This window comes from Sphingomonas sp. LC-1 (genome assembly GCF_025371035.1).
Classification (GTDB): Bacteria; Pseudomonadota; Alphaproteobacteria; order Sphingomonadales; family Sphingomonadaceae; genus Sphingomonas; species Sphingomonas sanguinis_E.
The window spans coordinates 105,091-132,020 of the sequence record NZ_JANZXB010000002.1; the positions used below are offsets into that span (position 1 = coordinate 105,091).

The 26,930-nt window shown below is 67.2% G+C and carries 27 protein-coding genes and 1 tRNA gene; 11 read left to right on the forward strand and 17 right to left on the reverse strand.

From position 1 onward, the window contains the following. Window positions 1–113 precede the first annotated feature (113 nt). Window positions 114–851, forward strand: a complete 738-nt coding sequence (locus tag NZL82_RS03245; RefSeq protein ID WP_261268345.1) for a zinc-ribbon domain-containing protein — start codon at window positions 114–116, stop codon at window positions 849–851. Here NZL82_RS03245 and NZL82_RS03250 read toward each other — a convergent pair. Then, window positions 848–2,206, reverse strand: coding sequence for an MATE family efflux transporter (locus NZL82_RS03250; RefSeq protein WP_261268346.1), 1,359 nt, complete (start codon window positions 2,204–2,206; stop codon window positions 848–850). The two genes, NZL82_RS03245 and NZL82_RS03250, sit on opposite strands and share 4 nt — an antisense overlap. 152 nt (window positions 2,207–2,358) lie before the next feature. Between NZL82_RS03250 and NZL82_RS03255 the strand changes: the two genes are divergently transcribed. Then, window positions 2,359–2,445: transfer RNA gene (locus NZL82_RS03255), tRNA-Leu, on the forward strand. 113 nt (window positions 2,446–2,558) lie between these two features. Here NZL82_RS03255 and NZL82_RS03260 read toward each other — a convergent pair. After that, window positions 2,559–3,149 carry a PilZ domain-containing protein gene (locus NZL82_RS03260; protein ID WP_261268347.1) on the reverse strand — a complete coding sequence of 197 codons (591 nt, stop codon included), beginning with the start codon at window positions 3,147–3,149 and terminating at the stop codon, window positions 2,559–2,561. Window positions 3,150–3,336: 187 nt separating this feature from the next. Between NZL82_RS03260 and NZL82_RS03265 the strand changes: the two genes are divergently transcribed. Continuing rightward, the gene (locus NZL82_RS03265; RefSeq protein ID WP_261268348.1) at window positions 3,337–5,553 is read left to right on the forward strand and encodes a transglycosylase domain-containing protein; all 2,217 of its coding nucleotides are present in this window, start codon (window positions 3,337–3,339) and stop codon (window positions 5,551–5,553) included. Here NZL82_RS03265 and NZL82_RS03270 read toward each other — a convergent pair. Genes NZL82_RS03270 through NZL82_RS03280 form a run of 3 tightly spaced genes read right to left on the reverse strand, consistent with a single transcriptional unit; the run spans window position 5,529 to window position 7,212 of the window. Next, a complete protein-coding gene (locus tag NZL82_RS03270; RefSeq protein WP_261268349.1) occupies window positions 5,529–6,197 on the reverse strand; it encodes a M48 family metallopeptidase in 669 nt (222 codons plus the stop codon). The genes NZL82_RS03265 and NZL82_RS03270 overlap by 25 nt on opposite strands. Next, the gene (locus tag NZL82_RS03275; protein ID WP_261268350.1) at window positions 6,194–6,622 is read right to left on the reverse strand and encodes a YcgN family cysteine cluster protein; all 429 of its coding nucleotides are present in this window, start codon (window positions 6,620–6,622) and stop codon (window positions 6,194–6,196) included. Before NZL82_RS03275 ends, NZL82_RS03270 begins: the two co-directional genes overlap by 4 nt. Further along, window positions 6,622–7,212, reverse strand: a complete 591-nt coding sequence (locus NZL82_RS03280) for an SCO family protein (protein ID WP_261268351.1) — start codon at window positions 7,210–7,212, stop codon at window positions 6,622–6,624. Before NZL82_RS03280 ends, NZL82_RS03275 begins: the two co-directional genes overlap by 1 nt. 69 nt (window positions 7,213–7,281) lie before the next feature. Here NZL82_RS03280 and NZL82_RS03285 point away from each other — a divergent pair, with 69 nt between their 5' ends. After that, window positions 7,282–7,881: an ankyrin repeat domain-containing protein gene (locus NZL82_RS03285; protein ID WP_261268352.1), complete on the forward strand. Its 600-nt coding sequence runs from the start codon at window positions 7,282–7,284 to the stop codon at window positions 7,879–7,881. Between the two features lie 28 nt (window positions 7,882–7,909). Here NZL82_RS03285 and NZL82_RS03290 read toward each other — a convergent pair whose 3' ends face one another. The 3 genes from NZL82_RS03290 to rpmI form a co-directional block, all read right to left on the reverse strand. Continuing rightward, on the reverse strand, window positions 7,910–8,314 hold the full coding sequence (locus NZL82_RS03290; RefSeq protein ID WP_261268353.1) for a DUF1489 family protein: 405 nt from the start codon (window positions 8,312–8,314) through the stop codon (window positions 7,910–7,912). A gap of 211 nt (window positions 8,315–8,525) precedes the next feature. Then, window positions 8,526–8,891, reverse strand: a complete 366-nt coding sequence (gene rplT, locus NZL82_RS03295) for a 50S ribosomal protein L20 (RefSeq protein ID WP_261268354.1) — start codon at window positions 8,889–8,891, stop codon at window positions 8,526–8,528. A 21-nt stretch (window positions 8,892–8,912) separates the two neighbouring features. Beyond that, entirely contained in the window at window positions 8,913–9,116 is a 204-nt protein-coding gene (gene rpmI / locus NZL82_RS03300; protein ID WP_007406658.1) for a 50S ribosomal protein L35, read from the reverse strand. A gap of 178 nt (window positions 9,117–9,294) precedes the next feature. Between rpmI and NZL82_RS03305 the strand changes: the two genes are divergently transcribed. Beyond that, a complete protein-coding gene (locus tag NZL82_RS03305; RefSeq protein ID WP_261268355.1) occupies window positions 9,295–11,412 on the forward strand; it encodes an AsmA family protein in 2,118 nt (705 codons plus the stop codon). Window positions 11,413–11,478: 66 nt separating this feature from the next. Here NZL82_RS03305 and NZL82_RS03310 read toward each other — a convergent pair whose 3' ends face one another. Continuing rightward, a complete protein-coding gene (locus NZL82_RS03310) occupies window positions 11,479–12,303 on the reverse strand; it encodes an inositol monophosphatase family protein (protein WP_261268356.1) in 825 nt (274 codons plus the stop codon). A 91-nt stretch (window positions 12,304–12,394) separates the two neighbouring features. Here NZL82_RS03310 and NZL82_RS03315 point away from each other — a divergent pair, with 91 nt between their 5' ends. Together NZL82_RS03315 and NZL82_RS03320 are read left to right on the forward strand one after the other, a co-directional pair. After that, the gene (locus NZL82_RS03315) at window positions 12,395–12,928 is read left to right on the forward strand and encodes a peroxiredoxin (RefSeq protein WP_261268357.1); all 534 of its coding nucleotides are present in this window, start codon (window positions 12,395–12,397) and stop codon (window positions 12,926–12,928) included. A gap of 25 nt (window positions 12,929–12,953) precedes the next feature. Then, complete coding sequence (locus NZL82_RS03320; protein WP_261268358.1) at window positions 12,954–14,030, forward strand: diguanylate cyclase; 1,077 nt, start codon at window positions 12,954–12,956, stop codon at window positions 14,028–14,030. A 358-nt stretch (window positions 14,031–14,388) separates the two neighbouring features. Here NZL82_RS03320 and NZL82_RS03325 read toward each other — a convergent pair whose 3' ends face one another. After that, window positions 14,389–15,009, reverse strand: a complete 621-nt coding sequence (locus NZL82_RS03325) for a YbhB/YbcL family Raf kinase inhibitor-like protein (RefSeq protein ID WP_261268359.1) — start codon at window positions 15,007–15,009, stop codon at window positions 14,389–14,391. 17 nt (window positions 15,010–15,026) lie between these two features. Then, window positions 15,027–16,055: a DUF1176 domain-containing protein gene (locus tag NZL82_RS03330; RefSeq protein ID WP_261268360.1), complete on the reverse strand. Its 1,029-nt coding sequence runs from the start codon at window positions 16,053–16,055 to the stop codon at window positions 15,027–15,029. A 77-nt stretch (window positions 16,056–16,132) separates the two neighbouring features. On the opposite strand from NZL82_RS03330, the gene NZL82_RS03335 reads away from it, so the two are divergent. Then, on the forward strand, window positions 16,133–17,002 hold the full coding sequence (locus tag NZL82_RS03335; RefSeq protein ID WP_261268361.1) for a 3-hydroxyacyl-CoA dehydrogenase NAD-binding domain-containing protein: 870 nt from the start codon (window positions 16,133–16,135) through the stop codon (window positions 17,000–17,002). Between the two features lie 63 nt (window positions 17,003–17,065). On the opposite strand, the gene NZL82_RS03340 is transcribed toward NZL82_RS03335, so the two are convergent. The 3 genes from NZL82_RS03340 to mgtE all read right to left on the reverse strand — a co-directional run bounded on the left by NZL82_RS03340 (window position 17,066) and on the right by mgtE (window position 20,366). Further along, window positions 17,066–17,212: a hypothetical protein gene (locus NZL82_RS03340; protein WP_261268362.1), complete on the reverse strand. Its 147-nt coding sequence runs from the start codon at window positions 17,210–17,212 to the stop codon at window positions 17,066–17,068. 259 nt (window positions 17,213–17,471) lie between these two features. Further along, window positions 17,472–18,809 (reverse strand): NupC/NupG family nucleoside CNT transporter, encoded by a 1,338-nt coding sequence (locus tag NZL82_RS03345; protein ID WP_261268363.1) that lies wholly within the window; start codon window positions 18,807–18,809, stop codon window positions 17,472–17,474. Window positions 18,810–18,953: 144 nt separating this feature from the next. Further along, on the reverse strand, window positions 18,954–20,366 hold the full coding sequence (gene mgtE, locus NZL82_RS03350) for a magnesium transporter (RefSeq protein WP_261268648.1): 1,413 nt from the start codon (window positions 20,364–20,366) through the stop codon (window positions 18,954–18,956). 116 nt (window positions 20,367–20,482) lie between these two features. Here mgtE and NZL82_RS03355 point away from each other — a divergent pair, with 116 nt between their 5' ends. Further along, the gene (locus tag NZL82_RS03355) at window positions 20,483–20,938 is read left to right on the forward strand and encodes a peptidylprolyl isomerase (protein WP_261268364.1); all 456 of its coding nucleotides are present in this window, start codon (window positions 20,483–20,485) and stop codon (window positions 20,936–20,938) included. A gap of 116 nt (window positions 20,939–21,054) precedes the next feature. Here the strand turns inward: NZL82_RS03355 and NZL82_RS03360 are convergent, their stop codons facing one another. Beyond that, on the reverse strand, window positions 21,055–21,840 hold the full coding sequence (locus NZL82_RS03360) for a crotonase/enoyl-CoA hydratase family protein (protein ID WP_261268365.1): 786 nt from the start codon (window positions 21,838–21,840) through the stop codon (window positions 21,055–21,057). A 48-nt stretch (window positions 21,841–21,888) separates the two neighbouring features. Between NZL82_RS03360 and NZL82_RS03365 the strand changes: the two genes are divergently transcribed. Then, entirely contained in the window at window positions 21,889–22,311 is a 423-nt protein-coding gene (locus tag NZL82_RS03365; protein WP_261268366.1) for a PaaI family thioesterase, read from the forward strand. Continuing rightward, complete coding sequence (locus NZL82_RS03370) at window positions 22,308–22,721, forward strand: PaaI family thioesterase (protein WP_261268367.1); 414 nt, start codon at window positions 22,308–22,310, stop codon at window positions 22,719–22,721. Before NZL82_RS03365 ends, NZL82_RS03370 begins: the two co-directional genes overlap by 4 nt. Here the strand turns inward: NZL82_RS03370 and NZL82_RS03375 are convergent. Both NZL82_RS03375 and NZL82_RS03380 read right to left on the reverse strand, forming a co-directional pair. Continuing rightward, window positions 22,700–23,452, reverse strand: a complete 753-nt coding sequence (locus tag NZL82_RS03375; RefSeq protein ID WP_261268368.1) for an SGNH/GDSL hydrolase family protein — start codon at window positions 23,450–23,452, stop codon at window positions 22,700–22,702. The genes NZL82_RS03370 and NZL82_RS03375 overlap by 22 nt on opposite strands. Beyond that, window positions 23,449–26,865: a glycosyl hydrolase 2 galactose-binding domain-containing protein gene (locus NZL82_RS03380; RefSeq protein ID WP_261268369.1), complete on the reverse strand. Its 3,417-nt coding sequence runs from the start codon at window positions 26,863–26,865 to the stop codon at window positions 23,449–23,451. Before NZL82_RS03380 ends, NZL82_RS03375 begins: the two co-directional genes overlap by 4 nt. Between the last annotated feature and the right edge of the window lie 65 nt (window positions 26,866–26,930).

Sequence of the window (26,930 nt, forward strand, 5' to 3'; positions counted from 1 at the left end):
CGCTTCAAGCTTGCCACGCATATGGGCGGCGTGCTTACTGGACTTTCGGGGGGCCTGATCCGGATGGCCTGTCCGTCTGTCGATCCGTCCTGTCCGTTGAAGTGCCCGACCGCATGATCCTCGAATGCCCCGAGTGCCGCACCCGCTATCTGGTGCCCGACAGCGCGATCGGGCTGGAGGGTCGGACCGTGCGTTGCGCCAATTGCCGACACAGCTGGTTCCAGTCGCCACCCGATCCCGAACTGCCTCTTCCGCCCGTCCTGGCCGCAGAGCCGGATGAGACGATTCCGGACGATGCGGTCGATGCGCCGCCGCCACCCCCACCGCCCCCACCGATCGTCGCGCCGTCCCCCGCCCCGCCGATCCTATCGCAGGACGAACCCGGCTTCGACGCCTTCGCGCACCGCCCGCCATTCCGCGCACGGCGCAATCCGGTGCGGCGCTGGACCATCGGCGCGGTCGCGGCAGGGCTGTTGATGCTGATCGCGACGGCCGCGATCCTGTGGACCGGCATGCCGGGCATCGGCGGCTGGCTGGGTCTGGGCAGCACCGAGTCGGCGCTGGAACTCCGTTCCAACCCGATCGAGCGACGCGAACTGGAGAATGGCTCGGAACTGTTCGCCATTTCGGGCCAGATCATCAACCCCTCCTCGACGCAGCAGCGGGTGCCGGACCTGCGCGCCGAACTGAAGGATGCGCAGGGGCGCGTCGTCTTCTCCTGGGCGATCGCGCCGCAGCAGCGGACCCTGGGGCCGGGCGCGTCGATGGACTTCAACTCGGCGAAGCTCGACGTGCCGCCCAGTTCCAAGCGGCTGGACCTGAGCTTTGCGGGTGAGGGAAGCGGAACCTAAGCCCGCCAGAGCCGCCGGGCGACGATCCCGAACCGCGCGCCATGGAGCAGCGCGGCGATCAGCATCCCGGCGCCCGACGCGATGGCCAGCCCCTGTGCGCCCCACCCATGCGCGACCAGCCACCATCCGGCGCCGCCCGTGACGATGAAATAGGCGATGATGCTGTTGATCCCCGCCGCCACCTGATCCCCCAGCGAGCGTAGCGCATAGACCAGCACCACCTGGATTCCGTCGAACAGGATGAACGGTGCCCAGATGACCAGCATCGCCACCGCCACCGCCCGCGCATCGGCCTGGGCGGGGAACAGCCCGACCAGCGGCCCCGCACCGACGAGCATCACCAGGCCGCAGGCGGCCATGGCCAGCGCCGCCAGCGCGACCGCCAGCAGGGTGCGGGCGATCGCGGCCGACGCCACGCCCTCGCCCACCGCATTGCCCGCGCGCACCCCCGCCGCCGAGCCCAGCCCGAGCGCCAGCGCGAAGGTGACGTTGTGAACCGAAAAGACGATCTGGAAACCATGGGCGGTGGCGTCGCCCAACCGGGTCGACAGCGCGATCAGGATGGCGAACCCCGCCAGTTCCAGCCCCGACGCGATGGCGGGGACGAAGCCGAACCGCGCCAGGCCGATCGCGCCGCGCCAGGTCGGGGCCCAGGCCGCGCGGTCCATCCGACGCACGCCACGCAAGGCCCCGCGCGGCAGGGTCATCGCGCTGGCCACCATCGCGACGGCCCCCAATGCCGAGGCGATCACCGTCGCCAGCGCCGCGCCGACCGCACCCAGCGCAGGCAATCCCATCTCTCCCCCCGCCAGCGCCCAGGCCAACGCCGCGTTGATCGGCAGGATCGACAGATTGACCATCGTGACCCGTCGCGGGCGGCTGATCCCCTCCAGAAAGAAGCTGGCGGCGACCAGCACCAGCTGAAACGGATAGCCCAGCGCCATCACCGCGACGACCCGCGCGCCCGGCTCGACCAGCGAGGGATCGACGCCGATTCCCCGCAACAGCCCGGATCCCCCCAGTCCCAGGATCAGCATTGCCGCGATACCCAGGATCAGGCCCAACACGAGTCCGTCGCGCAGCGCCTGGCCGGTCTCGGGCCAATCCCCCGCCCCATCGGCGCGCGAGGCACGGACGAGCACGCCCGACAGCCAGGCCAGCCCCGTGACGATCGCGACATAGGTCAGCGAACGACTGGCCGAGAGCGCGGCGACCTCATGCTCGCCGACGCGACCCACCACCACGACATCGGTGACGTGCAGGATGGTCCAGTTCAGGCTGGTGAGCATCACCGGCCAGGCGAGCCCGAGCAGACGGCGCGCCTCGGCACGATCGGGGCGGAGGAAGGACGTCATGCCCCCTCCCCTATGCCCGAAGCGCCATTCGCGAAAGCCATGGATTGTCGCCGAAGCGACATCGCCTCACGAAAGGCATTGCGCTGCCCGTATCGCTTTGCTAGGGGCAGCCGCCTACCAGCCCTCCGGCTTGCCGGTGGTGACTATCGAGTGCGGTCGTGGCGGAATTGGTAGACGCGCAACGTTGAGGTCGTTGTGGCCGAAAGGCCGTGGAAGTTCGAGTCTTCTCGACCGCACCAGATTTTCCTCGGAACATCGCTAATCCCGACCAGCGGGGTCTCCGTTCGGAGCCGCGACGATCAGCGTGCGACCGGCCGCATGAAATCCTGTCCAGGCGTCAGGGGCCCCGAAATCACCGCGTCGCGACGATCGAAGCCAGCGTATCGAGGGGCAGCGGCGACACGAAGCGAAAGCCGAAACGCCCGTCCTTCACCCAGCAGATCGTGCCGAACAATGCGGTGCCCATCGGGCGGATGATGATATGCCCCGCCAACCCCGGCTGGACCGTACCGCTGGCGACCAGCTTGGCCCCGCCGGCGGACACGTCGATCAACTCGCTGGCGAATTTCCGGTCGCTCAGCCGCACTTCGGCCGCCAGCGTCACCGGAAAGCGCGGCGGGCGCGGGATCGTACCGTCCTCGTTCTCCGCCGAGAATATGTTCTGATAGGGTTGCGGCGTATCGAACTGCACGCCCGCCTTCTGTCCCCGGACCCAGCGGACCGTGCCGGGAACGGGCGGCAGGCCGCGTACCTCGATACAGATGGAATCGCCGACGGCGGGCACGTTGACGAACCGTGCCATCAGGCCACTGCCCGAGATATTGTGGACCAGGCAGACGCCTGGCACGTCGCCGCACACCTTGCCAAGCAGAAGTACAGCCGAATGCCGCTGGCCCGAACGACGTTCAGCCGAGGCGCTTTCCTGCTGTTCGATCTGTTCCATGCCTATCCTTCCCGCCAATTACGCCCCCTGACGGAATTCGGCTTCCCTTCTCTATTAACGCATCACGGACAAAAAATTAACAGCCTTGCAGAGACGTACCGATCTTTGGTTCATCACGGCGCAATATGGGGTCGGGCATCGCCGTCTTGTGGTCATGTTCAAAGCCCTGTAATTCGCGATCCGTCCCATGCCTCGCGCGTCGTCTTCCCGGTCACCCCGGCCCCGCTCCTCCAAGCCCCGCTCTCCCTGGCGGCGCCGGATCGTCGTAACCCTGCAGATTCTGATCGGCCTGGCCGTACTGGCGATCGGTGCGCTGGCGATCGCGGTCTTTGTCGCCAAGTCGCAACTGCCCAGCTTCGAGGAGCTCAAATCCTCGCCCAACGGCCAGATGATCCGCGTCCATGCCGCCGACGGCACGGTGATCGTGTCGCTCGGGCCCAGCTATGGCGAGTGGCTGCCCTATGACCGCATCCCGATCGTGATGCGCGACGCCACGATCGCGGTGGAGGATCGCCGATTCCGCCAACATCCCGGCGTCGATCCGATCGGCATCGCGCGCTCGGTCGAGGTGCGTCTGGAAAAGGGGCGCTGGAAACAGGGCGGCTCGACCATCACCCAGCAGATTACGCGCACCATCTTCCTGAACAACCAAAAGAAGTTCGGTCGAAAGTTCCGCGAGGCGATCCTGGCACTGGCAATGGAGCTGAAATTCTCCAAGAACCAGATTCTCGAGCTGTATCTCAACAAGGTCTATTATGGCGGCGGCGCGTACGGCATCGACGCGGCATCACGCAAATTCTTCGGCCACGGCGCCGATCATCTGAGCCTGTCCGAAGCCGCCGTGATCGCGGGGCTGGTCAAGGCGCCGTCCAACTATTCCCCGACCGCCGATGCCGAGGCCGCCGTGGGGCGTGCGGGCGTGGTCATCAGCCAGATGGAACGCAACGGCTTCATCACCGCGTCGCAGGCCGCGGGCGCCGATCCCCAGGCCCTTAAGCTCGCGCCCGAGCCCAAGCAGAATTCGGTCCGCTACTTCACAGACTGGGCGCTGCCGCAACTCGACCTGCTGATCGACGAGCAGACCGCCCCGCTCGACGTGTGGACGACGCTCGACCTCACCATGCAGCGCGCCGCCGATGCCGCGATTCGCGCCGATGCGCCCGAGGGGACGCAGGGCGCACTGGTCAGCCTGGACCGCGACGGCGCGGTGCGCGCGATGGTGGGGGGCAAGGACTATGTCTCCACCAACTATAACCGCGCGGTGACGGCGGTCCGCCAGCCGGGGTCCGCTTTCAAGCTGTTCGTCTATCTCGCCGCGCTGGAGGCCGGGCACAAGCCCGAGGACCAGGTGGTCGACGAACCCGTCACCATCGATGGCTGGTCGCCGCGCAACGATTCGCGCCGCAATTCGGGCAGCGTCTCGCTTCGTACCGCCTTCGCCTATTCGCTGAACACCGTCGCGGCCAAGCTGGGCCAGGAAGTCGGGTTCCAGACCGTCGCCGACATGGCGCGCCGGTTCGGCATCACCACGCCGGTCAACACCCATCCGTCGATGGTGCTGGGCACGTCGGAAGTGCGCGTGATCGACATGACCAGCGCCTTTGCCAGCGTTGCGAACAAGGGGGTGAAGGTCACCCCCTATGGCATCACCAAGGTCGTGGCGAATGGCCAGACCATCTATACGCATGAGGTGGATCGCAGCCATGTGCTGGTCGCCCCCTTCGTCGCCGCCGAGATGACCGATCTGCTCCAGACGGCGGTCAACACCGGCACCGGCCGCGCGGCGCAGATCGGCCGCCCGGTCGCGGGCAAGACCGGCACCACCAGCAGTTCCAAGGATGGCTGGTTCCTGGGCTTCTCCAGTGGGATCACCACCGGCGTGTGGATGGGTCGCGACAACAACCGCCCGGTGGCGGGGCTTCATGGCGGCACCGCGCCCGCCAAGGCGTTCGCCGACTATATGCGGGTCGCCACCGCCAGCCGCCCGATCGAGCAGTTCGAGACCCAGGTGACGCTGCCCGAATGGCAGTTGGAGCCCGATGAGGAGAGCTATTTCGGCCAGCCCGACAATGGCGTGAGCGGGGTCGATGCCGATGGCAATCCGCTGCCCCCGCCGGTCGCCGGGGAAGCGCAGGACGGCGAGGAGACGATGGAGATTCCCACCCGTCGCGATCCCGCCGCGCCCGTCCCCCTCCAGCAGCCGCAGCCGGGCGCGCCCGTTCCCCCGTCGCCCTCTGGCCAGCCGCCCGCACAGAATCCGGCCCCGCAACAGCGGCTGGACCAGGCGTGGATCGACCGGGTGACCGGGCGCGGCAATGGTGCGGCCCCGCGCGACGGTCGGGCCAACTCCAACCCGCCGCGCGGGTCAGCGCGCGATCGTCAGGACGATCGTCCGTACCAGTGAAGCCCCGCGCCATGCCGTCGTAGCCAGGCGATGGCGGGCGCCGGGTCCTCGCCCAGCAATTCGGCGACCAGCGCGTGGAAGACCGGCGCATGGTTCATATGGACCCGATGCGCGACCTCATGCGCGACGGTCGCCCGGCGGACGAAGGCGGGCGCGAGGATCAGCCGCCAGCTATAGCGGATTGCCCCCGTCGAGGCGCAACTGCCCCAGCGCGCCTTGGGATCGGCGACACTGACCTTGGTCACGGTGACGCCCGCCGCCCGCGCGATCTCCGCGGTTTCGCGCGCCAGCACTTCCAGCGCCTGACGCTTCAGCCAGGCCTCGACTCGACGCTCCAGCGTCTCGATCGGGCCGGACGCGCAGAGCCGGTCCCCCTCGCACTGGATGACGCGGGCGCGACCCTCCTGCCATTCCAGCGTCAGCACCCGGTCACCGAACGGGATGGACGCGCCGGGCACGAAGGGGCGCGGAGTCGGCAACCGCGCGCGCTGTTCGGCGATCCAGTCCTTCTTGTCCTCGGCCCAGGCGAGCGCGGACTTCAGGCCCGCGCGGCGCGGCACGATCAGCCTGGCGGTGCCGGTGGCAGGATCGACGCTGAGGCGGATGGTCTTGGCAGTCGGATGGCGGACGACTTCGTCGATCACAATTCGCGGTCCACGATGTGATTCTCGAAATCGCCAGCGTCATCCTCGCTGATCGTCCAGCCGCGCACCGACTGACCCGCGCGGTGCACCGCCTCCCGGTCGCCGCAGACCAGATAATGCCAGTCGGGCAGGGGCTCGTCGGCCGCGCGCAGGCGATAGGCGCAGGTGGTGGGCAACCAGTCGATCGACCGGACATTGCCCATGGTCAGACGCACGCATTCGCTGACATAGGCGCGGCGATGGCGATAGTTGGAGCATTGCCCGCTCCGCCGGTCGAGCAGGCGGCAGGCGACATTGGTCGCGACCAACTCGCCCGTCTCTTCATCCTCCAGCTTGTGGATGCAGCATTTGCCGCAGCCATCGCACAGCGCCTCCCATTGCGCGCGGTCGAGGCTTTCGATCGGCTTTTCCCAGAAACGCTCCATCACCGGACCCATTGGTCCAGCGTGTCGGCCACCGCCTTGGGCCCCTCGTCCGAAGGCAACAGCGCGATCGGCATGCCGTCCGGGCCCATCAGATAGGCCTGTTTGCTATGGTTCATCAGGTAACCGCCACCGGGCGAGGGATCGCCCTTCTGCGCCCAGACGGCATAGGCTTTCTCCACCGCCGCGATCTGCGCCTCGGTGCCGGTCAGTCCGACGAAACGCGGGTGGAAGGTGGTGGCGAAACGGCCGGCCACCTGCGGCGTGTCGCGCGCCGGATCGACCGTGATGAAGATCGGCACGATCCGCGCCGCCTTGGCCGGCGCGCTCTTCTCCAGCAGCTTCAGGCCGGCACCGATCACCTGCATGTCGGTGGGGCAGATATCGGGGCAGAAGCTATAGCCGAAATAGACGATACGATACCGCCCGGCATAGTCGCGGTCGGTGACGGTCCGTCCATCCGCCCCGGTCAGGCGGAACGGGCCGCCAATCTTCGTCCCCGCCAGCGGCGGCTGCGCTTCCGGCTGGGAGGAACCGCAACCGGCCAGCGCAAAGGCGAGCGGCAGCAGGGCGGACAGGAATATTCGGGTCATGACGTCGATAGCCTTGCTGTGATAAATCGCCGGTTGCAAGCCATGCTCCATTGCTCAGGATCACCTTTCATGTCCCTTCGCCCCCTGCTCGCCGCTGCGCTTCTGGGTGTCATCGCCGTGCCCGCGACCGCCCAGATGATGCAGTCGGAAAGCTATAAATTCCTCCAGGCGGTCCGCGAGGCCAAGGGCAACGACGTGACCAACATGCTGGACCGTCCCGGCGCCAGCATCATCAACACTCGCGACGTGACCAGCGGCGAAGGCGCGCTGCACATCGTCATCAAGCGCGGCGACGAGACCTATCTGCGCTTCCTGCTGCAAAAGGGCGCCGACCCCAATCTGCGCGACGGGCGCGGCAATACCCCGCTGCTGCTGGCAGTATCGGGCGGCCAGCCGGAGATGATCCGCATCCTGACCGCGGCCAAGGCCAATCCCAATATCGGCAACGCCTCCGGCGAAACCCCGCTGATCCGCGCGGTGCAGCGTCATGACATCGGCATGGTCCGCGAATTGCTGAGTGCCGGGGCCGATCCCGATCAGGCCGACAATGTCGCCGGGCTGACCGCGCGCGAATATGCGTCGCAGGACGCCCGCAACACCGCCATCGCCAAGCTGTTCGCCGAAACCCCCAAAAAGACCCGCGCGGCGGTGTCCGGGCCAAAGCTCTAAATCCTCGATCCTCCCCGAAAGGGGGGGATCAGATCAGCCCCAGTTCCACCAGCTTGCCGACCAGGACCGGCGGCATCGCCTCAATGCCGCTGGCCGCGCCGGTGAGATCGGGCGGGGCGTCGATCGCTTCGAGATAGCGCCATCCCTGATGCGCGCGGCGGGGCAAGGCCTGCACCAGCACCAGTGCCGGATCGATATGGATCGCGCACCGCCCGCCTTCGGCCTCGCCGAAGGACAGGATCGGCGAGCGCGCGACCAGTTGATGCTTGAGGATCCAGAATAGCGAGCCCTGCCCCGCCACTTCCTCATGCCGTTTGGGCAGATAGCGCGTGGTCAGAAAGACCGGCCCTTCCTGCGCCCGTATCTTCAGTCGTTCCGCCAGATGATCGATACTGGCCGCCCCGAACGCGACCTTGGTCAGATGAAGCGCCATGTCGCCGACCATGTGGGGGCGAAGGGGCAGGATCGCTAGGCCTGGGCGGCTGCGACTCTATGAACGCGGCCAACGCCGCCGGACGGCGGGGCCAATCGTTTCGACGAGACCGCTTCACCCCATCCGTGCGGCTTTGCCCAAACAGAAAGGGCGCCGATGGAAACCCATCGACGCCCTTTTCTGATTTCCGGCGCTAACCGTCGGTTGCGGATTACGCAGCCTGCGGCAGAGCGGCCTTCGCCTGGGCGATGATCGCCGAGAAGGCTTCGCCCTCGTGCATCGCGATGTCGGCCAAGACCTTCCGGTCCAGTTCGACGCCCGCCAGCTTCAGGCCGTGCATGAACTGCGAATAGGTCAGGCCCTCGGCCCGGACACCGGCGTTGATGCGCTGGATCCACAGACCACGGAAGGTCCGCTTCTTAACCTTGCGGTCGCGATACGCATATTGACCGGCCTTTTCGACGGCCTGGCGCGCGATGCGGATGGTGTTCTTGCGACGGCCATAATAGCCCTTCGCCTGTTCCAAAATCCGCTTATGCTTCGCCTTGGTGGTCGTGCCCCGCTTGACGCGTGCCATATCTCTCTATCCTTCCAGAAATCAGTTCAGGCCGTAAGGCGCCCAGGCCTTCACGGTCTTGGTGTCGGCATCGGACAGGACCGAGGTGCCGCGGTTCTGGCGGATATACTTGCCGTTATGGCTGATCAGGCGGTGGCGCTTGCCGGCCACGCCGTGCTTGAGCTTGCCGGTCGCGGTGAGCTTGAAGCGCTTCTTGACGCCGCTCTTGGTCTTGAGCTTGGGCATTTTGGTCCTTTCGCTTTGAGCAAGGCAGAAACGGCCGCGGCAGCCCTGATGGCCGGGCCGTTCGTGACACCTCGCTCGGGAAGCGGGGCGCTTAGCCCAAGCGGGGGCGGATTGCAACCTTGCGCTCTGAGATGGGGCACAGGGAACCACCGCCTCGCTTCGCGCGCTTGGGGCTGTCATGGATCAGGTGCCCGCGGCCGACACCCCCGCCGACCCAACCGCCGCCCGTGCGGGATGGCGGCGATGGGCGTTGCGGATCGTCGTCGGGCTGTTCGCCCTCGTCGCCGCGATCTGGCTGGTGCTGTTCGTCACCAAGGGGCGGTTCCTGCGCCATCCGTTCGAGTCGATCGTCGGGCGGCAGACGCATCGCACGGTGACGGTGGGCGGCGACTTCCAGCTCTATTTCGCGCCGTGGCGAATCAAGTTCGTCGCCGAGAAGATCGCGATCTCCAACCCCGGCTGGGCCAGCCGCCCCAACCTGTTCACCGCCGACCGGATCGATTCGCGGATCGCGCCGCTGTCGCTGCTGTTCGGCAAACGGCGCTTCACCTGGCTGGAGCTGACGAACGGCGCGATCGATCTGGAATGGACGCCCGACCACCGAACCAACACATGGACGTTCAGCGAGAAGAAGGGCGGCAAGCCACTGGAGTTCCCGCGCATCGATGTGGCGGCGGTGACCGGGACGACGGTGCGCTATCGCGATCCCCGGATGCGGGTGACGGCGGACCTCGCACTGGACGACATCCGGTCGCAGGACGCGCGGATCGGCAAGGCGGTCGGCGTGCGGGGCAAGGGCGTGATCCGCGCCACCCCCTTCACCCTGACCGCGCAACTCCTGTCCCCCGACGCCACCGCCAATCGCGGCAGGAACGAGTTGATCGCGCGGATGCGGGCGGCGGGGAATGTGGTCGACCTATCGGGTACCTTGCCCTCGATCGCCGACATCGAGAATGTCCCGCTGAAGACGCGGGCGCGGGGCAAGGACCTGTCCACCCTGCTCGACGTGATCGGCGTCGTCATCCCGCGCACCCGCAGCTATGACCTGCGCGCGCAACTGGTGAAGGACGGCGAGGCCTATCGCTTCACCCGGATGACGGGGAGTTTCGGCGACAGCGATCTGGCGGGCAGGCTGACGGTCACCAATGGCGAGCGGCTGCACCTCGATTCGGAACTGGCGACGAAGAAGCTGGACATCGTCGATGCCGCCCCCTTTATCGGTTACAATCCCGACATCGTCGCGTCCAAGGGCGCACAGGCCGCCGCCGCCGCGACGGGCGCGGGGGCGCAGAGGCTGTTGCCCGATGCCGCGCTGCCCGTGGCGACGATGCAGCGATTCGATGCCGATCTGAAATGGACGATCCGCACCGTCCGGTCGCGCCGCGTGCCGATTTCCGATGTCGACATGACGCTGGCGCTGGATCGCGGGAAGCTGACCCTGTCGCCACTGCGCTTTGCGATGGCGCGGGGTGACGTGGCGTCAGACCTGGTCTTCGACACCCGCCCGCGCCCCAGCCGGATCAGCTATGACATCCGGCTGTCGCCGACGCCGCTGGGCCGGTTGCTCGCCGGATGGGGCGTGGCGGAGGCGGGGACGACCGGCACGGTCAAGGGCCGCATCCAGCTGGCCGGGCGCGGCGATACGATCCATGATTCTCTGGCCAGCGCCGACGGCCGCATGGCCTTCATCCTCCCCGCTGGTTCGCTCTGGACTCGCAACGCGCAATTGGCGGAGCTGGACCTGGGCACCTTCGTCCAGAAGATGTTCGAGGAACGGCTGAAAGAACCGGTTCGGATCAATTGCGGGTTGATCGCCTTTACCGTGCGCAGCGGCGTGGCGGCGGCGGACCCGATTCTGATCGACACGTCCAAGAACGTCATCGTCGGTCGCGGCGGATTCAGCTTCCGCAACGAGGCGATCGACCTCGCCATTCGCGCCGACGCCAAGAAGTTCAGCCTCTTTTCCGGCCAGTCCCCGGTCGGGCTGACCGGCCATTTCGTCTCGCCGGGAATCGACCCGATCAGCGGCGACCTGCTCGCCCGCGCCGGCACAGGGCTGGGCCTGGCGGTGGTGGCGACGCCGCTGGCGGGGGTGCTCGCCTTTGTCGATGTCGGCGATGCCAAGGCGGCGGCGTGCGGGCCGGTGCTGGCAGGCGCGCGGGCGGGGGCTCAGCGGACGACCAAGGGCCAGCCGCGCGACGATGTGGGTCGCGGCACCACCGCCAAGGACGAAAAAGGCCGCGGCAATCCCGGCGAAGCCAAGGCGCAGCGCAAGAAATTCCTGGGCATTTTCTGAACTTCGCCCAGAAAATCTGCAGGGGCGCGTTTCAAATAGCCCCCGGCCGTGCCGGTCGGGGAATGCTCAGTGATCGTGCCCGTGATCGTGCGAATGCGGCACGTTGCGCAGCGCCTCTAGCACCTCTTCGGTGCGCGCCGGATCGCCGATGGCGAGCACATGGCCCGCGCTGTCGACGGTCAGCGGATCGCCGTTCCAGTCGCACATCCGCCCGCCTGCACCCTCGACCACCGGCACGAGTGCGGCAAAGTCGTGGAGTTTCAGCCCCGATTCGCAGACCACATCGATATGCCCGCTCGCCAGCAGGCCGTAATTATAGCAATCGCCGCCATAGACCGGACCCTGACGCGGGCTGTTCCCACTGATCGCGCCGACCAAGGCCATGAAATGGGGCACGTCCTCATCGTCGAACAGATGCGGGCTGGTCGTCGCGATCGTCGCGCCCGCCAGCTCGGTACAGGGGCGCGTGCGGGCGGGCTGGCCGTTGAACAGGGTCGGGCGGCCCGTGACGCCCAGCCAGCGCTCCCGCCCGATCGGCTGGTCGATGATGCCCAATACCGGCCAGCCATTGTCGACCAGCGCGATCAGCGTGCCGAAAATCGGCCGCCCCACCGTGAAGCTGCGCGTGCCGTCGATCGGGTCGAGCACCCATTGCCGCCCCGTCACGCCCGGCTTGACGCCATATTCCTCGCCATGGATTCCGTCGCCCGAGCGCTCCGCCTCCAGGATGCGGCGCATCACCGCCTCCGCCTCGCGATCGGCGAGCGTAACGGGGGAGCGATCCTCCTTGATTTCCAGGCCCATTTCACGACGGAAATAGGGGCGGATGGCGGAACCGGCGGCATCGGCCAGCCTTATTGCCAGATCGATATCGGCAGAATGTACGGACATGGGTCAATCGATAGGGTAGCTTGGATGTATCAGCAATGGACGCCATCTCCATGACGCGGTACTTCTTGGAGAAGTTTGTAGGGGTAGAGTGATGCGCGTGATGCTCGGCGTTCTTCTGGCGATGGCGGCCGTTCCCGCCGCGGCTGCCCTCCGTCCGGGAGCGGCGGCCCCCGACTTCACCACGCGCGGCGCGGTGGCGGGCAAGGTCTTCACGCTGAACTTGAAGGACCAGCTGCGCCACGGACCGGTCGTCCTCTATTTCTTCCCCGCCGCCTTCACTAGCGGATGCAGCGCCGAGGCGCGCGCCTTTGCCGAGAAGATCGACGCCTTCCGCGCCGCCGGCGCCCGCGTGATCGGCATGTCCGCCGACCCGGTCGACAAGCTCGCCGCCTTTTCCAAGGCCGAATGCGCGGGCAAGTTCCCCGTGGCCAGCGCAGGGCCCGCCATCGTCAAGGGCTATGACGTCGCGCTCGGCCGCCAGATGGAAGGGCGCGATATCACCTCGCGGACCAGCTATGTCATCGGTCGCGACGGCAAGATCGCCTTTGTCCACGACGACATGAATCCGGCCGAACATGTCGCCACGACGCTGGCGGCTGTGCGCGATCTCAAGAGCCGTCGCTGACCCGAACATGCCGGGGGGGCGTTCCATGGCTTTGGGGGATCCGTTTGAAGCGGGCGCGGGCGGCACGGCCCACGCGACCGACGACCTGTATCGGCGGATCGGCCGCTTCCTGAGCGACCACCGCCTGTCGCCCGATCCGGCGCATTACGCGTTCGTCCATGCCATCATGACCGAGCCGAATGGCAATCTGGCGCGCGCCGTGGCGGCCCTGATCGATGGCGGCGTGCGGCTGCATCGCGACGACATCTCGCGACTGGGTGGGCCACAGGCCGCGAGCCAGCCCGGCGCCGTAGCCGCACCACCGCCACGACCCGCCCCGATCCGCCTGGCCGTTCCCACCGCCGAGGCGCAGACCGCCGCGCTCGCCGAACAGACCCAGGATCAGGTGGAGACCTTCGCGGCAGTCATTCGCGCGATTCAGGAGGATACCTCGGCCTTCGGCGTCGACTTGGCGCGCAACGCGGCGGAGCTTCAGCGCGGCGACGCGATCGGCCTGTCCACGCTGGCGACGCTGACCGGCGAGATGCTGAAGCGGATCCACGCCTCCGAACACCGGCTGCAACGGGCGACGGCCGAGGCGGAGACGCTCCGCGAAAAGCTGACCGAGGCGCGGGCGGCGGCCCGGCGCGATCCGCTGACCGGGCTCGCCAACCGACTGGGCTTCAACGAAGCGCTCGTCCAGTGCTTCCAGGCGCGGCATCGCTGTCACCTCGTCCTGTGCGACGTCGACCGTTTCAAGCGGATCAACGACGAACAGGGCCATGGGGTGGGCGACCGGGTGTTGCTGGCGATCGGCAATATCCTGGCGGAGGAATGCAAGGGGCATCTGGTCAGCCGTCATGGCGGCGAGGAGTTCGCCATCCTCATCTCGCACCTGACCGATGCGGAAGCCTTCACGCTGGTCGAGCGGGCCCGCGATACACTGCGCGGACGGCAGATGAAGGTGCGGGAGACCGGAGCAGCGCTGGGGCCGATCACCTTCTCGGCCGGGATCACTGCCGTTCGTCCGGATGACACGCAGGAAACGCTTTTCGCACGGGCCGATGCGCTTTTGTATCGCGCGAAAAACGAGGGTCGCGACCGCGCCGTTGCCGATAGCTGATTTTCCGCCACGTCATGGCGTAAAATCCGCACTATCGCTGGCGCAGATTCCCAAACCTGACCCGCCGGAAATTAAAAAGCCCTGATTTCTGTCGCTTATTGAATTGGCACGCTCCCTGCAAAGCGTCTGGTATCGGTCGCCAAATGGTTGGACGACCGGATCATCAAGGGAGTTTCACCATGTTCAATTCGTTCCAGGCTCGCCAGATCCTCGTTTCCTGCTTCGGCGCGATCGTCTTCGCCGGTCTTGCCATCACCAGCGCCGCGCCGATCTTTCCGATCGCCTGACGCGTGACGCGGCCTTTCAAGGCGCGGTCGGGCGATCCTGTCCCGATGCCCGACCGTCCCTTTCCGAACGATCAGGCGGGAGCCACCGCACCGACCGGGCCCACCGGTGCTTCCTCTTCCCGCGAATAGGTGCCGGTCAGCACCCCGGCGGCGAGCACATGCCCCGCCATCGCCTCGACCAGCGCACTGCGCCCCGGCGTCGTGCCGTCCATCTCGACCATGTGATCCAGCGCGAAGAGCTGAAACACGTAACGATGCTCGCCATGGCCGCGCGGCGGATCGGGCGGCAACCAGCCTTCGCCCAGATAGGAATTACGCCCGACATCCCCGCCATCGGGGGTTCCGGTTCCGTCCGGCGCGATCGCGCCCTCGGCCAATTCCCCGGCATGGGGCGGCAGCTTCCACAGGATCGCATGGACCAGCGGCTGTGGCGTGGGGGCATCGGCATCCTCGACCAGCAGCGCGAGCATCGCCGTTCCGCTCGGTGGATCGCCCCAGACCAGCGGCGGCGATACCCCCTCCCCATCGGCGGTAAAGCGCTCGGGCAGGCGCGCCATGTCACCAAAGGCCGGGCTGTGAAGCGACAGGGCGGCGGGCGGCGCCAGTTCGGGCCGCACCAACGCGATCGATTCGACCCCGGCGCGCCAGCCGCTCATCGCCTTGCCCAACCAGGCGGGCAGATGTTCGAGCATGATCCTGTCTCCCTTGCCTATCGCGCCGCCATGGCCATGGGACGCGTCCGCCAGACGGTCAGCGTGTCGATCGCGCCGCGACATTCGGTCATGCTCGCCGCTTCGAGCAGGCGGAAGCGTGTCCCGTCCCAACCGAAAAGCTGGCGATCGCCGCAATCGCCCAGGCCGCGTCCCTTGCCCCAGCTCGACAGGCGGCCGGTCGGCGACCATTCGCTGTTGACCAGGGTCACCGCGCCACCTCGCTTCGCCTCCTCGGCAAAGGGGAAGGCGAAGTCGAACGTCGCAGGTGCAAGTCGCCCGCCCTGCCAGATCAGCGGCTTGACCAGATAATTATACGCCCCCGCACCACAGGATAGCAGCACCAGCGTCGATCGCCTGTCCAGCCGATAGGCCTCGGCACTGACCGGGCTGCCCAGGCTGTTCCGGCAGTCGAGCCGCCGTCGCATATCGTTGAGCGCCGCATTGGGAATCGCCGGGGCCGCGCCCGGCGGCGGCGTCACCACCCGCACGACCGGCAGGATGGGCGCCCGGCCGCGATAGCGGGCGCTTCCCCGGGCGACCAGTGCGCCCCTCGTCCCGGCCCGCTTCTGCCGATCGTCCATATAGCGAAGGGCGGCGGTGGCCCCGTTCAGCGAGACGGATCTGACCTCCGGCGTCAGGATGGCGGCGCGGCGTCCCTTGACCATCGCGGCGAGCAGGGTGTCGGCCGACGCCCCGCGCAGCCAGCCCTCGGCCTGTTCGGGCAGCGTGACGGTGGCGACCGATCGTCCGTCGATCCGTATCGTCGCCGCCTTCGCCTTGCCGGTCATGTCCGCCACCTTCACGGCGAGCGTCCCATCGGCCGCGCGGCGGATCAGCAAGCCCGCATCCTGCAACGCGCCGTCCTCGGACGACAGCGACGCCGCCTCGCACCCGCCGCCATTGTCGCATGTCACGATCCAGTCGCGGAACAGCTTCAGTCTGGCGGGCGTCGGCGTATCGGGTGTCGCCGCCATGACGGGCATCGCCAGCCCGGCCAGGATCGTAAAAGCGGCACTGCGAATCATGATGGACCAACCCCTTTGCTGGCGGTGACGTTCCGAAACGGATAGGGCGACTGTCAAAGAATAAGGAGAGTGTCGCGATGAAGTCAGTGGGCGTGATCGGTGCCGGCCAGATGGGCGCGGGCATTGCGCAAGTGTCGGCGGCGGCGGGCTATTCGGTCAAGCTGGCTGATGTCTCCGCCGAGCGGGCCGAAGCGGGCAAGGCGGGAATCGCCAAGGCGCTCGACCGGCTGGTGATCAAGGAAAAGACGACTCGGGCAGACGCCGATGCGCTGCTGTCACGGATCGAGCCGGTCGGCAGCCTTTCCGCCATGGGGTCGTGCGAACTGGTGATCGAGGCCGCGACCGAGCGCGAGGCCGTCAAGCGCGCGATCTTCGAGGAGGTCGGCAAGGGGCTATCCGACACCGCGATCCTGGCGACCAACACTTCCTCCATCCCGATCACCCGGCTGGCGCAGGCGGCACCCGATGCGGGGCGGTTCGTCGGCGTGCATTTCTTCAACCCCGTGCCGGTCATGGGGCTGATCGAGTTGATCCGGGGTCTCGCCACCTCGGACGAGACGGTCGCCAGGGTCGAGGCGTTCGCGCAGGAACTGGGCAAGCGCGTGGTGCACGCAAACGACGCGCCGGGCTTCATCGTCAACCGCGTATTGATGCCGATGATCAACGAAGCGATCTTCGCATTGGGCGAGGGCGTGGCGACCATCCCCGACATCGATGCGGCGTGTCAGTTGGGGCTCAACCATCCCATGGGCCCGCTGACGCTGGCGGATTTCATCGGGCTCGACACCTGCCTGGAGATCACCCGCGTGCTGTTCGAGGGGACCGGCGATCCCAAATTCCGCCCCGCCCCGCTGCTCATCAAATATGTCGAGGCGGGCTGGTATGGCCGCAAGACCAAGCGCGGCTTCTACGACTATACGGGCGCGGAGCCCGTCCCGACGCGGTGAGCCCCAGATCCTCCCCATCCAGTATGGGGAGGATCGGTCGTCAGGCGTGCCGGGGTCGCAGCATCAGACCGATGGGCGGGTGCGACGGATCGTCTGCGGACGGGTGGACGCGAGCGCGCGGAGCAGGCGTGCGCGCTCGCGCGGGACGCTCGCCATCACGGTGGCGAGGGACTGGGCGCGGATATGCGCGCGGAACATGGTACGGGTCATGGCGGACCTCCTTCGGGTTCATATGGTCGAGCCCGGCGGAAGGTCGGCGAGGAACGGCTTTTAGCGGGCCGCTATCGGCGACCCCGTCAGGCCCGTCAGACGGTCGGCAAAGACGTGGACGCCGAAGCGTCTACTGTCCTCGTCGCCGGACAAGGGACTAGATCGGGGCATTATGATCCTGTTGTGTTGGTCGGCCACGCTGGCAACCGACAGGGCGCGCCATAACGCCCTGTCGCGCTGGATCAACCCCGAATGGACGTCAGGCGATCAACAACCCCGCCAGCGCCGCCGACATCAGATTGGCCAGGCTCCCCGCGATCAGCGCGCGGATGCCGAGGCGCGCGATGGTCGGGCGCTGGTTGGGGGCGAGGCTGCCCGTCACCGCCATCTGGATCGCGATCGATGAAAAATTGGCGAAACCGCACAGCGCGAAGGTCACGACCGCGACGGTGCGCGGCGACAGCTGCGCCGCCTGCTTGCCCAGGTCGATATAGGCGACGAACTCGTTGAGCACGATCTTCTCGCCGAACAGCCCGCCCGCGATTCCCGCCTCGTTCCACGGCACGTTGAGCAGCGCCATGATCGGCTGGAACACATAACCCAGCAGCGCCTGGAAACTGAGCCCCGGAATGCCGATCAGATTGCCCAGGCCGCCGAGCAACCCGTTCGCCAGCGCGACCAGCGCGACGAAGGCCAGCACCATCGCGCCGACCGCCACAGCCAGCTTCACGCCGGTCTGCGCGCCCTGCGCGGCCGCCATGATGATGTTGGCGGGCTTTTCCTCGTCATGGCTCGCTTCGGGAAGAGGCTCGCCCGCCGCGCCCTCGCTGGGCAGGGCCGCTAAGCCGAGCCCAGGGCCGATCCGGCGGCTGGCGGCCAGGCGGATGTCCCGATCCTCACCTGACATGTCCTCCAAGGGCAATTCGCCCACGGGCGGCTCGATCCGGTCGGGCATGATGATCTTGGCCATCAATATGCCACCGGGCGCCGCCATGAAGCTGGCCGCAAGCAGATATTCGATCGAGATGCCCATTGAGGCATAGGCCGCCAGGATCGTGCCCGCCACGCCCGCCATGCCGCTGGTCATCACGGTGAACAACTGCGCCGGGGTCAGGCTCGCCAGATAGGGGCGGATGACGAGAGGCGATTCAGACTGGCCGACGAAGACGTTGGCCGCCGCGCAGAGCGACTCCACCTTTGATACGCCGATCACCTTCTCGATCGCGCCGCCCAGCCAGCGCACGACCAGCTGCATGATCCCCAGATAATAAAGGATCGAGACGAGCGCGGCGAAGAAGATGATGACGGGCAGCGCCTGGATCGCGAAATTCCGGCCCAGCGGGTCGGAGGCCAGCGCCCCGAACAGGAACTTCGTCCCCTCATTGGCATAGCCGAGCAGCCCAGCCACGCCGCCCGACAGCCATTGAAGCACCTTCTTGCCCCAGGGGACATAGAGGACGAGCACCGCAATCCCGGCCTGCAACGCGAAAGCCGCGCCGACGACGCGCGGGCGGATGGCGCGGCGATCGGTGGAGAGGGCAACCGCGATGCCCAGAATAACAAGAATACCCGCGATACCGATGGCGAAACGATTCATGCGCGCTGCTTAACTGGGCCGCTTTGGGGCGGGTGGTGGATATACGCGGCCCCCCGGCTGCGCGGGGGTGCACCATAAGCATGGTGAAGCATGACCGCCATAGTTTTGATCGGAGCGCAAAATTCCTCCCCGGCACGGGGAGGATTACCCCGTCAGCCCGGCCGCCGTCGCCAGTCCCAGGAACGCCAGGAAGCCGATCGAATCGGTCGTCATCGTCACGAACACCGACGACGCCACCGCCGGGTCGGCATCGAACCGATCCAAAGTCACCGGCACCAGCACGCCCGCCAGCCCCGCGACCAGAATATTGGTCATCATCGCCGCCGCGATCACCATGCCCAGCGCCGGATTGCCGAAGACCAGGCTCACCCCCACCCCGATCACCGCCGCGACGGTGACGCCGTTCATCATCGCCACGCGGATTTCACGCATGATCGCACGCGCCGTGTTGGATCGGGTCAGCTGGTTGGTGGCCAGCGCGCGTACCGTCACCGCCAGCGTCTGCGTCCCCGCATTGCCGCCGACCCCGGCGACGATCGGCATCAGCGTCGCCAGCGCCACCATCCGCGCGATCGTCCCCTCGAACGCGGCGATCACCGAAGAGGCGACCATCGCGGTGATCAGGTTGGCAAGCAGCCAGCGGACGCGGCTCTTGTAGCTGTCGAGGATCGGCTCGTTGATGTCGCCCTCGCCCGCACCCGACAGGCGCAGCACGTCCTCGCCCGCTTCCTGCTGGATGATGTGGACGATATCGTCGACCGTGATCATGCCGACCAGCCGCCCGCTGCCATCGACCACCGCGGCCGAGATCAGCGCATATTTCTGGAAGCGCAGCGCCACCTCTTCCTGGTCCATGTCGACCGGGATCAGCGTCTGCTCGCGCTTCATCACATCGCCGATCACGATCTGGCCCGGCGCGCGAAGAATCCACGAAAGCTGACAGGTGCCGATCGGGCGGTGGCCGGGATCGACGACGAAGATTTCCCAGAAATCGGTAGTCAGTTCCTCGTCGTCGCGCAGAAACTCGATCGTCTCGGCCACCGTCCAATGTTCAGGCACCGCGATCAGCTCGCGCTGCATCAGGCGGCCAGCGGACTCCTCGGGGAAGGACAGCGCCTCCTCGATCGCGGCGCGGTCGTCGGGGTCGAGCGCGCGCAGCACCGCGCGCTGCTCGTCCTCGTCCATGTCCTCGATGATCGCCACCGCGTCGTCGGTGTCGAGTTCGGAGGCGATGTCGGCGACTTCATGCGGTTCGAGCGCCTGGATCAGCTGCTCGCGCACATAGTCGTTCATCTCGGCGAAGACGTCGCCGTTCAGCAAATCCGCGACCGCACGCGCCAGGTTGACGCGTTCCTCGTCCCCGACCAGCTCGAACAGGTCGGCGATGTCGGCGGGGTGGAGCGGCTCGACCAGCGCGCGCGCACCCTCGTCGTCGCCCGCCTCCAGCGCGTCGAGCACGGCCGTCACATATTCAGGCTTCAGCCGGTCGTCCTCGTCCAGCTGCGTCTCGGGCAGCGGGGTCTCGGTTTCCAGTTCGGGGAGTTCGGTGTCGCTGATCTCGGCCTCCCTCGATCGTGGATGAACGCGGTGTCACGCCTCTATAGAGAGGCGCCTGGATTTGCCAGCGGGCACAGGAATCCCTACCTGCGGGGCATCAACCAAGGAAGACCCTTATGGCCGAGACTTTTTCCAAGCTGACCCTGACGCTCGACAGCGGCGATGTCGTCATCACCCTGCGCCCCGACCTCGCGCCCGAGCATGTCGCGCGCATCGGCGGGCTCGCCAATGAAGGCTTTTACGACGGCGTCGTGTTCCACCGCGTGATCCCCGGCTTCATGGCGCAGGGCGGCGACCCCACCGGCACCGGCATGTCGGGTTCGGACAAGCCGAACTTGAAGCAGGAATTCAACGCCGAGCCGCATGTGCGCGGCACCTGCTCGATGGCGCGGACCAACGACCCGAACTCGGCCAATTCGCAGTTCTTCATCTGCTTCGACGACGCGCGCTTCCTCGACCGCCAGTACACCGTCTGGGGCCAGGTCGAGAGCGGCATGGAGCATGTCGATGCGCTCCCCAAGGGCGAGCCGCCCCGCAATCCGGGCAAGATCCTGAAGGCGACCGCGGAGTAATCTTCCCGCGAACCGGATGGTTTTGAAGGGGAGTCTCGAAAGAGGCTCCCCTTTTTTCGTTGCCCCCCGGCAGAGGCTTCACAATTCCTCTCCTTGCAGGGGAGGAATCCTGGGTATTACGAATCGCGAAAATCCGGCCGCCGCCGCTCCATATTTGCTCGCACCGCCTCGCGGTGATTCGCGCCCTTCATCAGACCTACCTGCTCGGCGCTTTCCATCGCCAGCATCGTCGCCGGTTCGGTGGTCGCCATCGCGCCGAAGAGTCGCTTGGCGCTGCGCACCGCATCGGGGCTACGCTCGGCGATCCTGCGGGCGAGCGACAGCGCCTCGGCCCTCGGGTCCTCCGCCAACCGCGTGACGAACCCCGCCGCCAGCGCCTCGGCCGCATCGAATTCGCGCGCGGTATAGACCCATTCGCGCAATATATCCTCGCGCACACCGCGCCACAGGGCGAAGCCGCCCATGTCGGGAACGATCCCCCAATGCACCTCGCGGATCGCGAAGCGCGTCGCGGGGTGCGCGATCCGGATGTCCGCGCCGCCCATGATCTGTGTCCCGCCGCCAAAGGCGACGCCGTGGACCGCCGCAATCACCGGCACCGACAGCGTCCGCCAGCCCCAGGCGACCTGCTGCACCAGATTCGCCGGGCCGAAGTCGCGGGCCGACAGGTCCAGCCCCGCCAGATCGCCCCCCGCCATCGCCGCCATGTCGAGGCCGGAGCAGAACCCCTCCCCCTCCCCCGACAGCACGACGGCGCGCAGGTCGGTGCGGGCCGCGAGAGTCGCGATCGCCTCGGCCAACGCGTCGAACATCGCACGGTCGATCGCGTTCAGCTTCTCGCCCCGCGCCAGCCGGACATCGGCAACGCCGCCCGCCACCTCGATGGCCACCCGGTCCCGCATATCGCTCTCCTTTTGCACTGGCTTTGCGCTCGTGTAGACCATCGGACCATGGGGTTCGATATGGAACGCTTCGTCGCGATGGGCGGCCTGGGCGGCGGGCATGGCCGGCATCTGGGGATCGCCTATCACGCGCATGGGCAAGACTGGGCGGAACTCGCGCTGCCCTATGACCGACGGCTGATCGGCGATCCGGCGAGCGGGGTCATCGCCTCCGGCCCGATCGTCGCGATGATGGACATGGCGACCAGCGTCGCCGTCTGGCTGAAGCGTGGGCGCTTCGAGGCGCATGTGACGCTGGACCTGCGCGTCGATTATCTCCGCCCCGCAGTCCCCGAGCGGACGGTGATCGGACGGGGCGAATGCTATCGCATCACCCGCAGCGTCGCCTTTGTCCGGGGCATCGCGCATGACGGCGATCCGGGCGATCCCGTCGCGCATGTCGCGGGCACCTTCATGGGGATGAAGCCATGACGATGCCCCGCACCGCGATCGGGCATGCGATGGTCCTGCCGCCCTATGCGGAATGGCTCGGTTGCTCGATCGACTGGGTGGATGATGCTCCGCACCTAGTCATGCCGTTCGGCGACCATGTCATGGGCTGGCCCGGACTGCTCCAGGGCGGGGCGATCGCGGGGCTGCTGGAGGTGGCGGGGATCGCCGCGCTCACCCATAGGCTGGCCAGCGAGGGCGGCGGCCGGATCAAGCCGGTGACGGTGACGACCGATTATCTGCGCACCGGCCGCGATCACCCAACGCGCGCGGTCGGCACCATCCTGCGCCTCGGCCAGCGGGTCGCCAATGTCGAGGCGACGGCGTGGCAGGAGGATCGCGAGAAACCGATCGCGACCGCGCGGCTGAACTACCGCATCTTACGTGGCTGAGGCTTGGCCAAAGCGCGCTTGATCGCGGCATCGGCGACCGGGGCCATGGCGGCATAGCCCGCCGCATTGGGATGCACGCCGTCGGTACCGAAGGCCGGGTTCAGCGCGTCGCCGACGTGCAGGACCGACCAGTAATCGGCATAGGTCGCGCCAATGCGGGCCGCGTAATCCTTCGCCCATGCATTCATCGCGGCGATGCGCGGGGCAGGCTTCACGCCGGGTTTCCATTCGAAATGATCGGCGGGCGGAATCGAAGCCAGGATCACGCGGATGCCGTTGGCCTGCGCCAGCTCGACCATCGACATGATGTTGCCCTGCACCTGCGCATCGGTCGTGGGGCCGGTATTGCCCGCGATATCGTTGGTGCCCGCCATGATCTGAACCACCGTCGGATGCAGGTCGATCACATCCTGTCGAAAACGGAGCAGCATCTGCGAGGTCGTCTGTCCGCTGATCCCGCGTCCGACCCGCCCGGGGGTGAAGAATTGCGGCATCTTGCCGACCCAGCCCTCGGTGATCGAATCGCCCATGAAGACCACGCGCGGCTGTCCGGCCACGGGCGCGCCGAGTTTCGCATTATCGTCCCGGTAGCGCGCCAGATAGGCGAAGTCGTTGTGCAACCGCTCTTCCCATTCGCGCGCCCAGCGCTGGCCGTCCGTCTCCTTCTGTTGCGCAGAGGCGGACGTGGCGAGGGTCAGCGCCAGCAATGCGGCCAGGGACAGGCGGCTCACGGGCGCAGCTCCGCCGCGATCGCGGTGACGTTCCAGCCGCGAAGCGTGACGCTCGGCTTGTCCGCCTTGGCCGTGGGATAGCGAATCTCGATCACGCGAGTCTCTCCGGGCAACAGGGTGATGTAATTGTCGCTGAAATAGGCGGGCAGCACCTGGCTGCCGTCCGCGTTCATCACGGTCAGCTTGGTCTCGATCGCGGGGACGGTGCCGCTATTGGTCAGGGTGATGTTGGCGGTCGTCTCGTCGCCCTGCCCCTGAAGGCTGGTCGTCGCGGTGACGGTCGCCGCGCCCATCGTCGTCAGCGCACGGTAGCCCGCATCGTCCGGCGCCTGCCAATAGCTGTTGGTCGACAGGATTTGCCCACCCGCATCGCTCGCCTCCAGCCGGACCAGCACCGGCCCACGCTTCATCGCCGAGCCGAGGTCGAGGTTGAGCACCGGCGTCACCCCCTCGGCATTGGCGGCGACCTTCGCCTCCTGCTCGCCTTCGGCCCGGCCATCCAGTCCGACGATCTTGGCACGCACTTGCACGCCCTTCAGCGCGTCGCGGGTGTTGTTGACCAGGACGACGCGGTGGTCGGGCAGGTTCATCTGGACATGGATCGGCTCGGCGGCCTTCTTCACCCCGTAAAAGGCAGCGTGGGTGTCATAGTCGGACGAGAAGATCTGCCACGCCGAGGACGGCCAGGCGGGTTGCGTCATCCACAGCATCCGCCCCGAATTCTCGGTCCAGAGCCCGGCATTCATCCCCTCGAAGATGGCGCGATAGGATTCATACTCCATCATCTGCGCCTTGCGCTCGAAATCCTCCAGGCCGGTGGCGGGGCCGAAACGGCGTTCGAGCGCGTCGGTGAAGCTCTTCACCGCGCCATTCCCGGTCTGGTGCCAGTCATGATAGGCCCAGACATCGCCGATCGGCCAGCGATCCGCCTCGGCCGGAATGGCACGCTTCCACGCCTCCAGCGTCGGCAGCGAGGGGGTGCCGACCTCGACCGAGAAACCCTTGGCATGGTCAGTGAAATATTCGACCGGCGGCCGCCAGTTATACGGCCCCGAGCCTTGCAGGTTCACCGCGTTGGACGAGGGCATATAGAGCCGCGTCCCGTCCTCGGCGCGCAGCAGCGTGTCCAGCCCGCTATTGAGGATCGGCTGCGGCACGCCCTCGTTCCGGCCGAACCAGGCGATGATCGAGGGATGATTGCGGAACCGGCGGACCACATCGGCGGCGTTGGCGAGGAAGAGTTGCGGGTCCTCGGCCTCCATATTGTAATCCTGGGTCGACTCCCAGAAGTCGGACAGGACCATCAGGCCATATTCATCGGCCAGATCGAAGAAACTCTCCTCGCTATTCTGGCCCACCCAGTTGCGGATGATATTCAGATGCGCGTCGCGGTGGAGGCGGAAGAACGGCTCCAGATGGGCGCGGTCGACGCGCTTCCTATAATCGTCCATGCCGATATTACCGCCACGCGCCGCGATCCGCACGCCGTTGACGCGCAGCACGAGATAGGGAGCAAGACGCGGATCGTCGGCGACCTTCGTCACCGCCGCCGACTGGTCGCCGCCCGGGGTGAAGCTCATCGCCCAGCCATTTGCCGTCTTGCGGATACCGGCATGGCTGGTGTCCACCACCCGCTGGCTGCCGCGCACCCGGTTGAGGTCCAGCGTCACCCGCTCCAGATTGCCGTCATCGTCGAACAACGACAGGTCATAGCTGACCTGCCGCATGCCGAAGCGCAGCGCCTTCGAATCGGACAGCGCACCATCGACCGCCGCCGTCAGCGCCAGATCGTGCAGCGCCGGATCGCCATAGCCATTGGGCCACCAGAGACGCGGATTCTTGACCGACAGTTGCGGGAACTCGGCGGGCGACAGGACGGCGCGGATCGTCTGTCCCGGTGCCACGGTGACCGGCTTTTCGACGACCACATCGTCGAACACCGCGTGCACCGTCGTCGTCACCGGGGTCTGGCCGTTATTGGTGACGGGCACCGCAATCTCGACATCGGCGACGGAATTGTCGGGCTTGGGGAGCGTGGTGACGACCTGCGGGTCGCCCATCACCGCCGGGCCGGTCGCGGCCAGCGTCACCCCCTGCCACAGCCCGGTGTTGCGATCGCGGACCGAGGGAATCCAGTCCCAGCCCTCGGTCGCGACGAAGGTCGGGCCGTCGAGCATCTGGACGCCGCCATTCTCGCCGACGCCCGCCGTCATCGATTCCTCATGCGCGAGCCCCGGATGCGGCGGCGGCGAGACCCGCACCGCGACGGCGTTGCGCCCGGCGGCCAGCGTCACGGGGAAACGGCCACGGATGAACGCGCCCTTCATCGTCCCCGCCATCCGGCCATTGACCCACACCTCGGCCGAATAGTTCACGCCGTTGAAGGTCAGCCACATCTGCCGCCCGGCGGCCTCGGGCGGCGTATCGAACTCGGTGCGATACCAATAATCCTGCCGCGCCAGCGTCTCGGGGATGGACAGGTTGTTCAGCCCCACCGCCGGATCGGGATAGACGCCGCGATCGATCAGCGTGGTCAGGACCGTGCCCGGCACGGTCGCGGCATACCATTTGCTTGCGTCGAAACTTCCCTGTGACAGGTCCGCGCCGCCGGGGCCGACCTTGGCCGCCTCGATCAGCCGCCAGCCATTCACCGCCCATTGCCCGGTCGCGGTGGAGACCAGCGCGGGATCCTTGGGCTCGGGCCTGGCCGTGCCGCTGGTCGGGATCGGGGCCTTGGACTGGGGAAGGGTCCAGGCATCCTGCGGCGCCGTCTGCCCCTGCATCTGGCGAACCTGATAGGGCCAGTTCGGGCTGCCGGTCTGGAGCGCCATCCTGGCCGGATCGGGGGCGCGCCGCGCGGCGACGCGGATGGTCAGCGGATCGACCACCTCGCGCACCATGCGGAAATCGATGACCTTGCCCGCGAAGACCGGCTGATAGCTACGCGGCGCCAGCGTCGCCACGCCCGTTACCGGTTCCAGCGACAGGCCGCGCTGGACCACCTGCCGTCCGTTGACGAACAGGCGAACGACCTTCCCGTCATAGCTGGCCGCGATATGGGTCCATTTGTTGCGATCCGCCGTGCCGCCGCCCTGCACCACCCCCGCTTCGGTGACGAGCGCGGGCTGTCCGTCGACCAGCGCCAGATAGCGGCGCGGCCCCCGCGTCGGATCGCCGAAGCCGCCGATCAGCATGGTGGTGCCCTTGCCCATGACGCCGCGCGGCTGGACCCAGGCGGACAGCGTCCAGTTGGGCGCGACCACCGGTGTCTGTACGATCGCGCGGCGATAGCTGTCGCCACCCGGCGGCAGATCGGCATTGATAGGGCCGAGGGGTGTCGCGGGGGGCGTGGCCGTCGGGGTGGCGGGTGCCGTCTGCGCGGAGGCGGCGAGGCTCCAGACCAGCGCCGTCATTGATGCCAGAGCTCCCATCGCTCTTGCCGCCGCCACGCTCATGCCTGCTCCCTTTTTTATCGCTG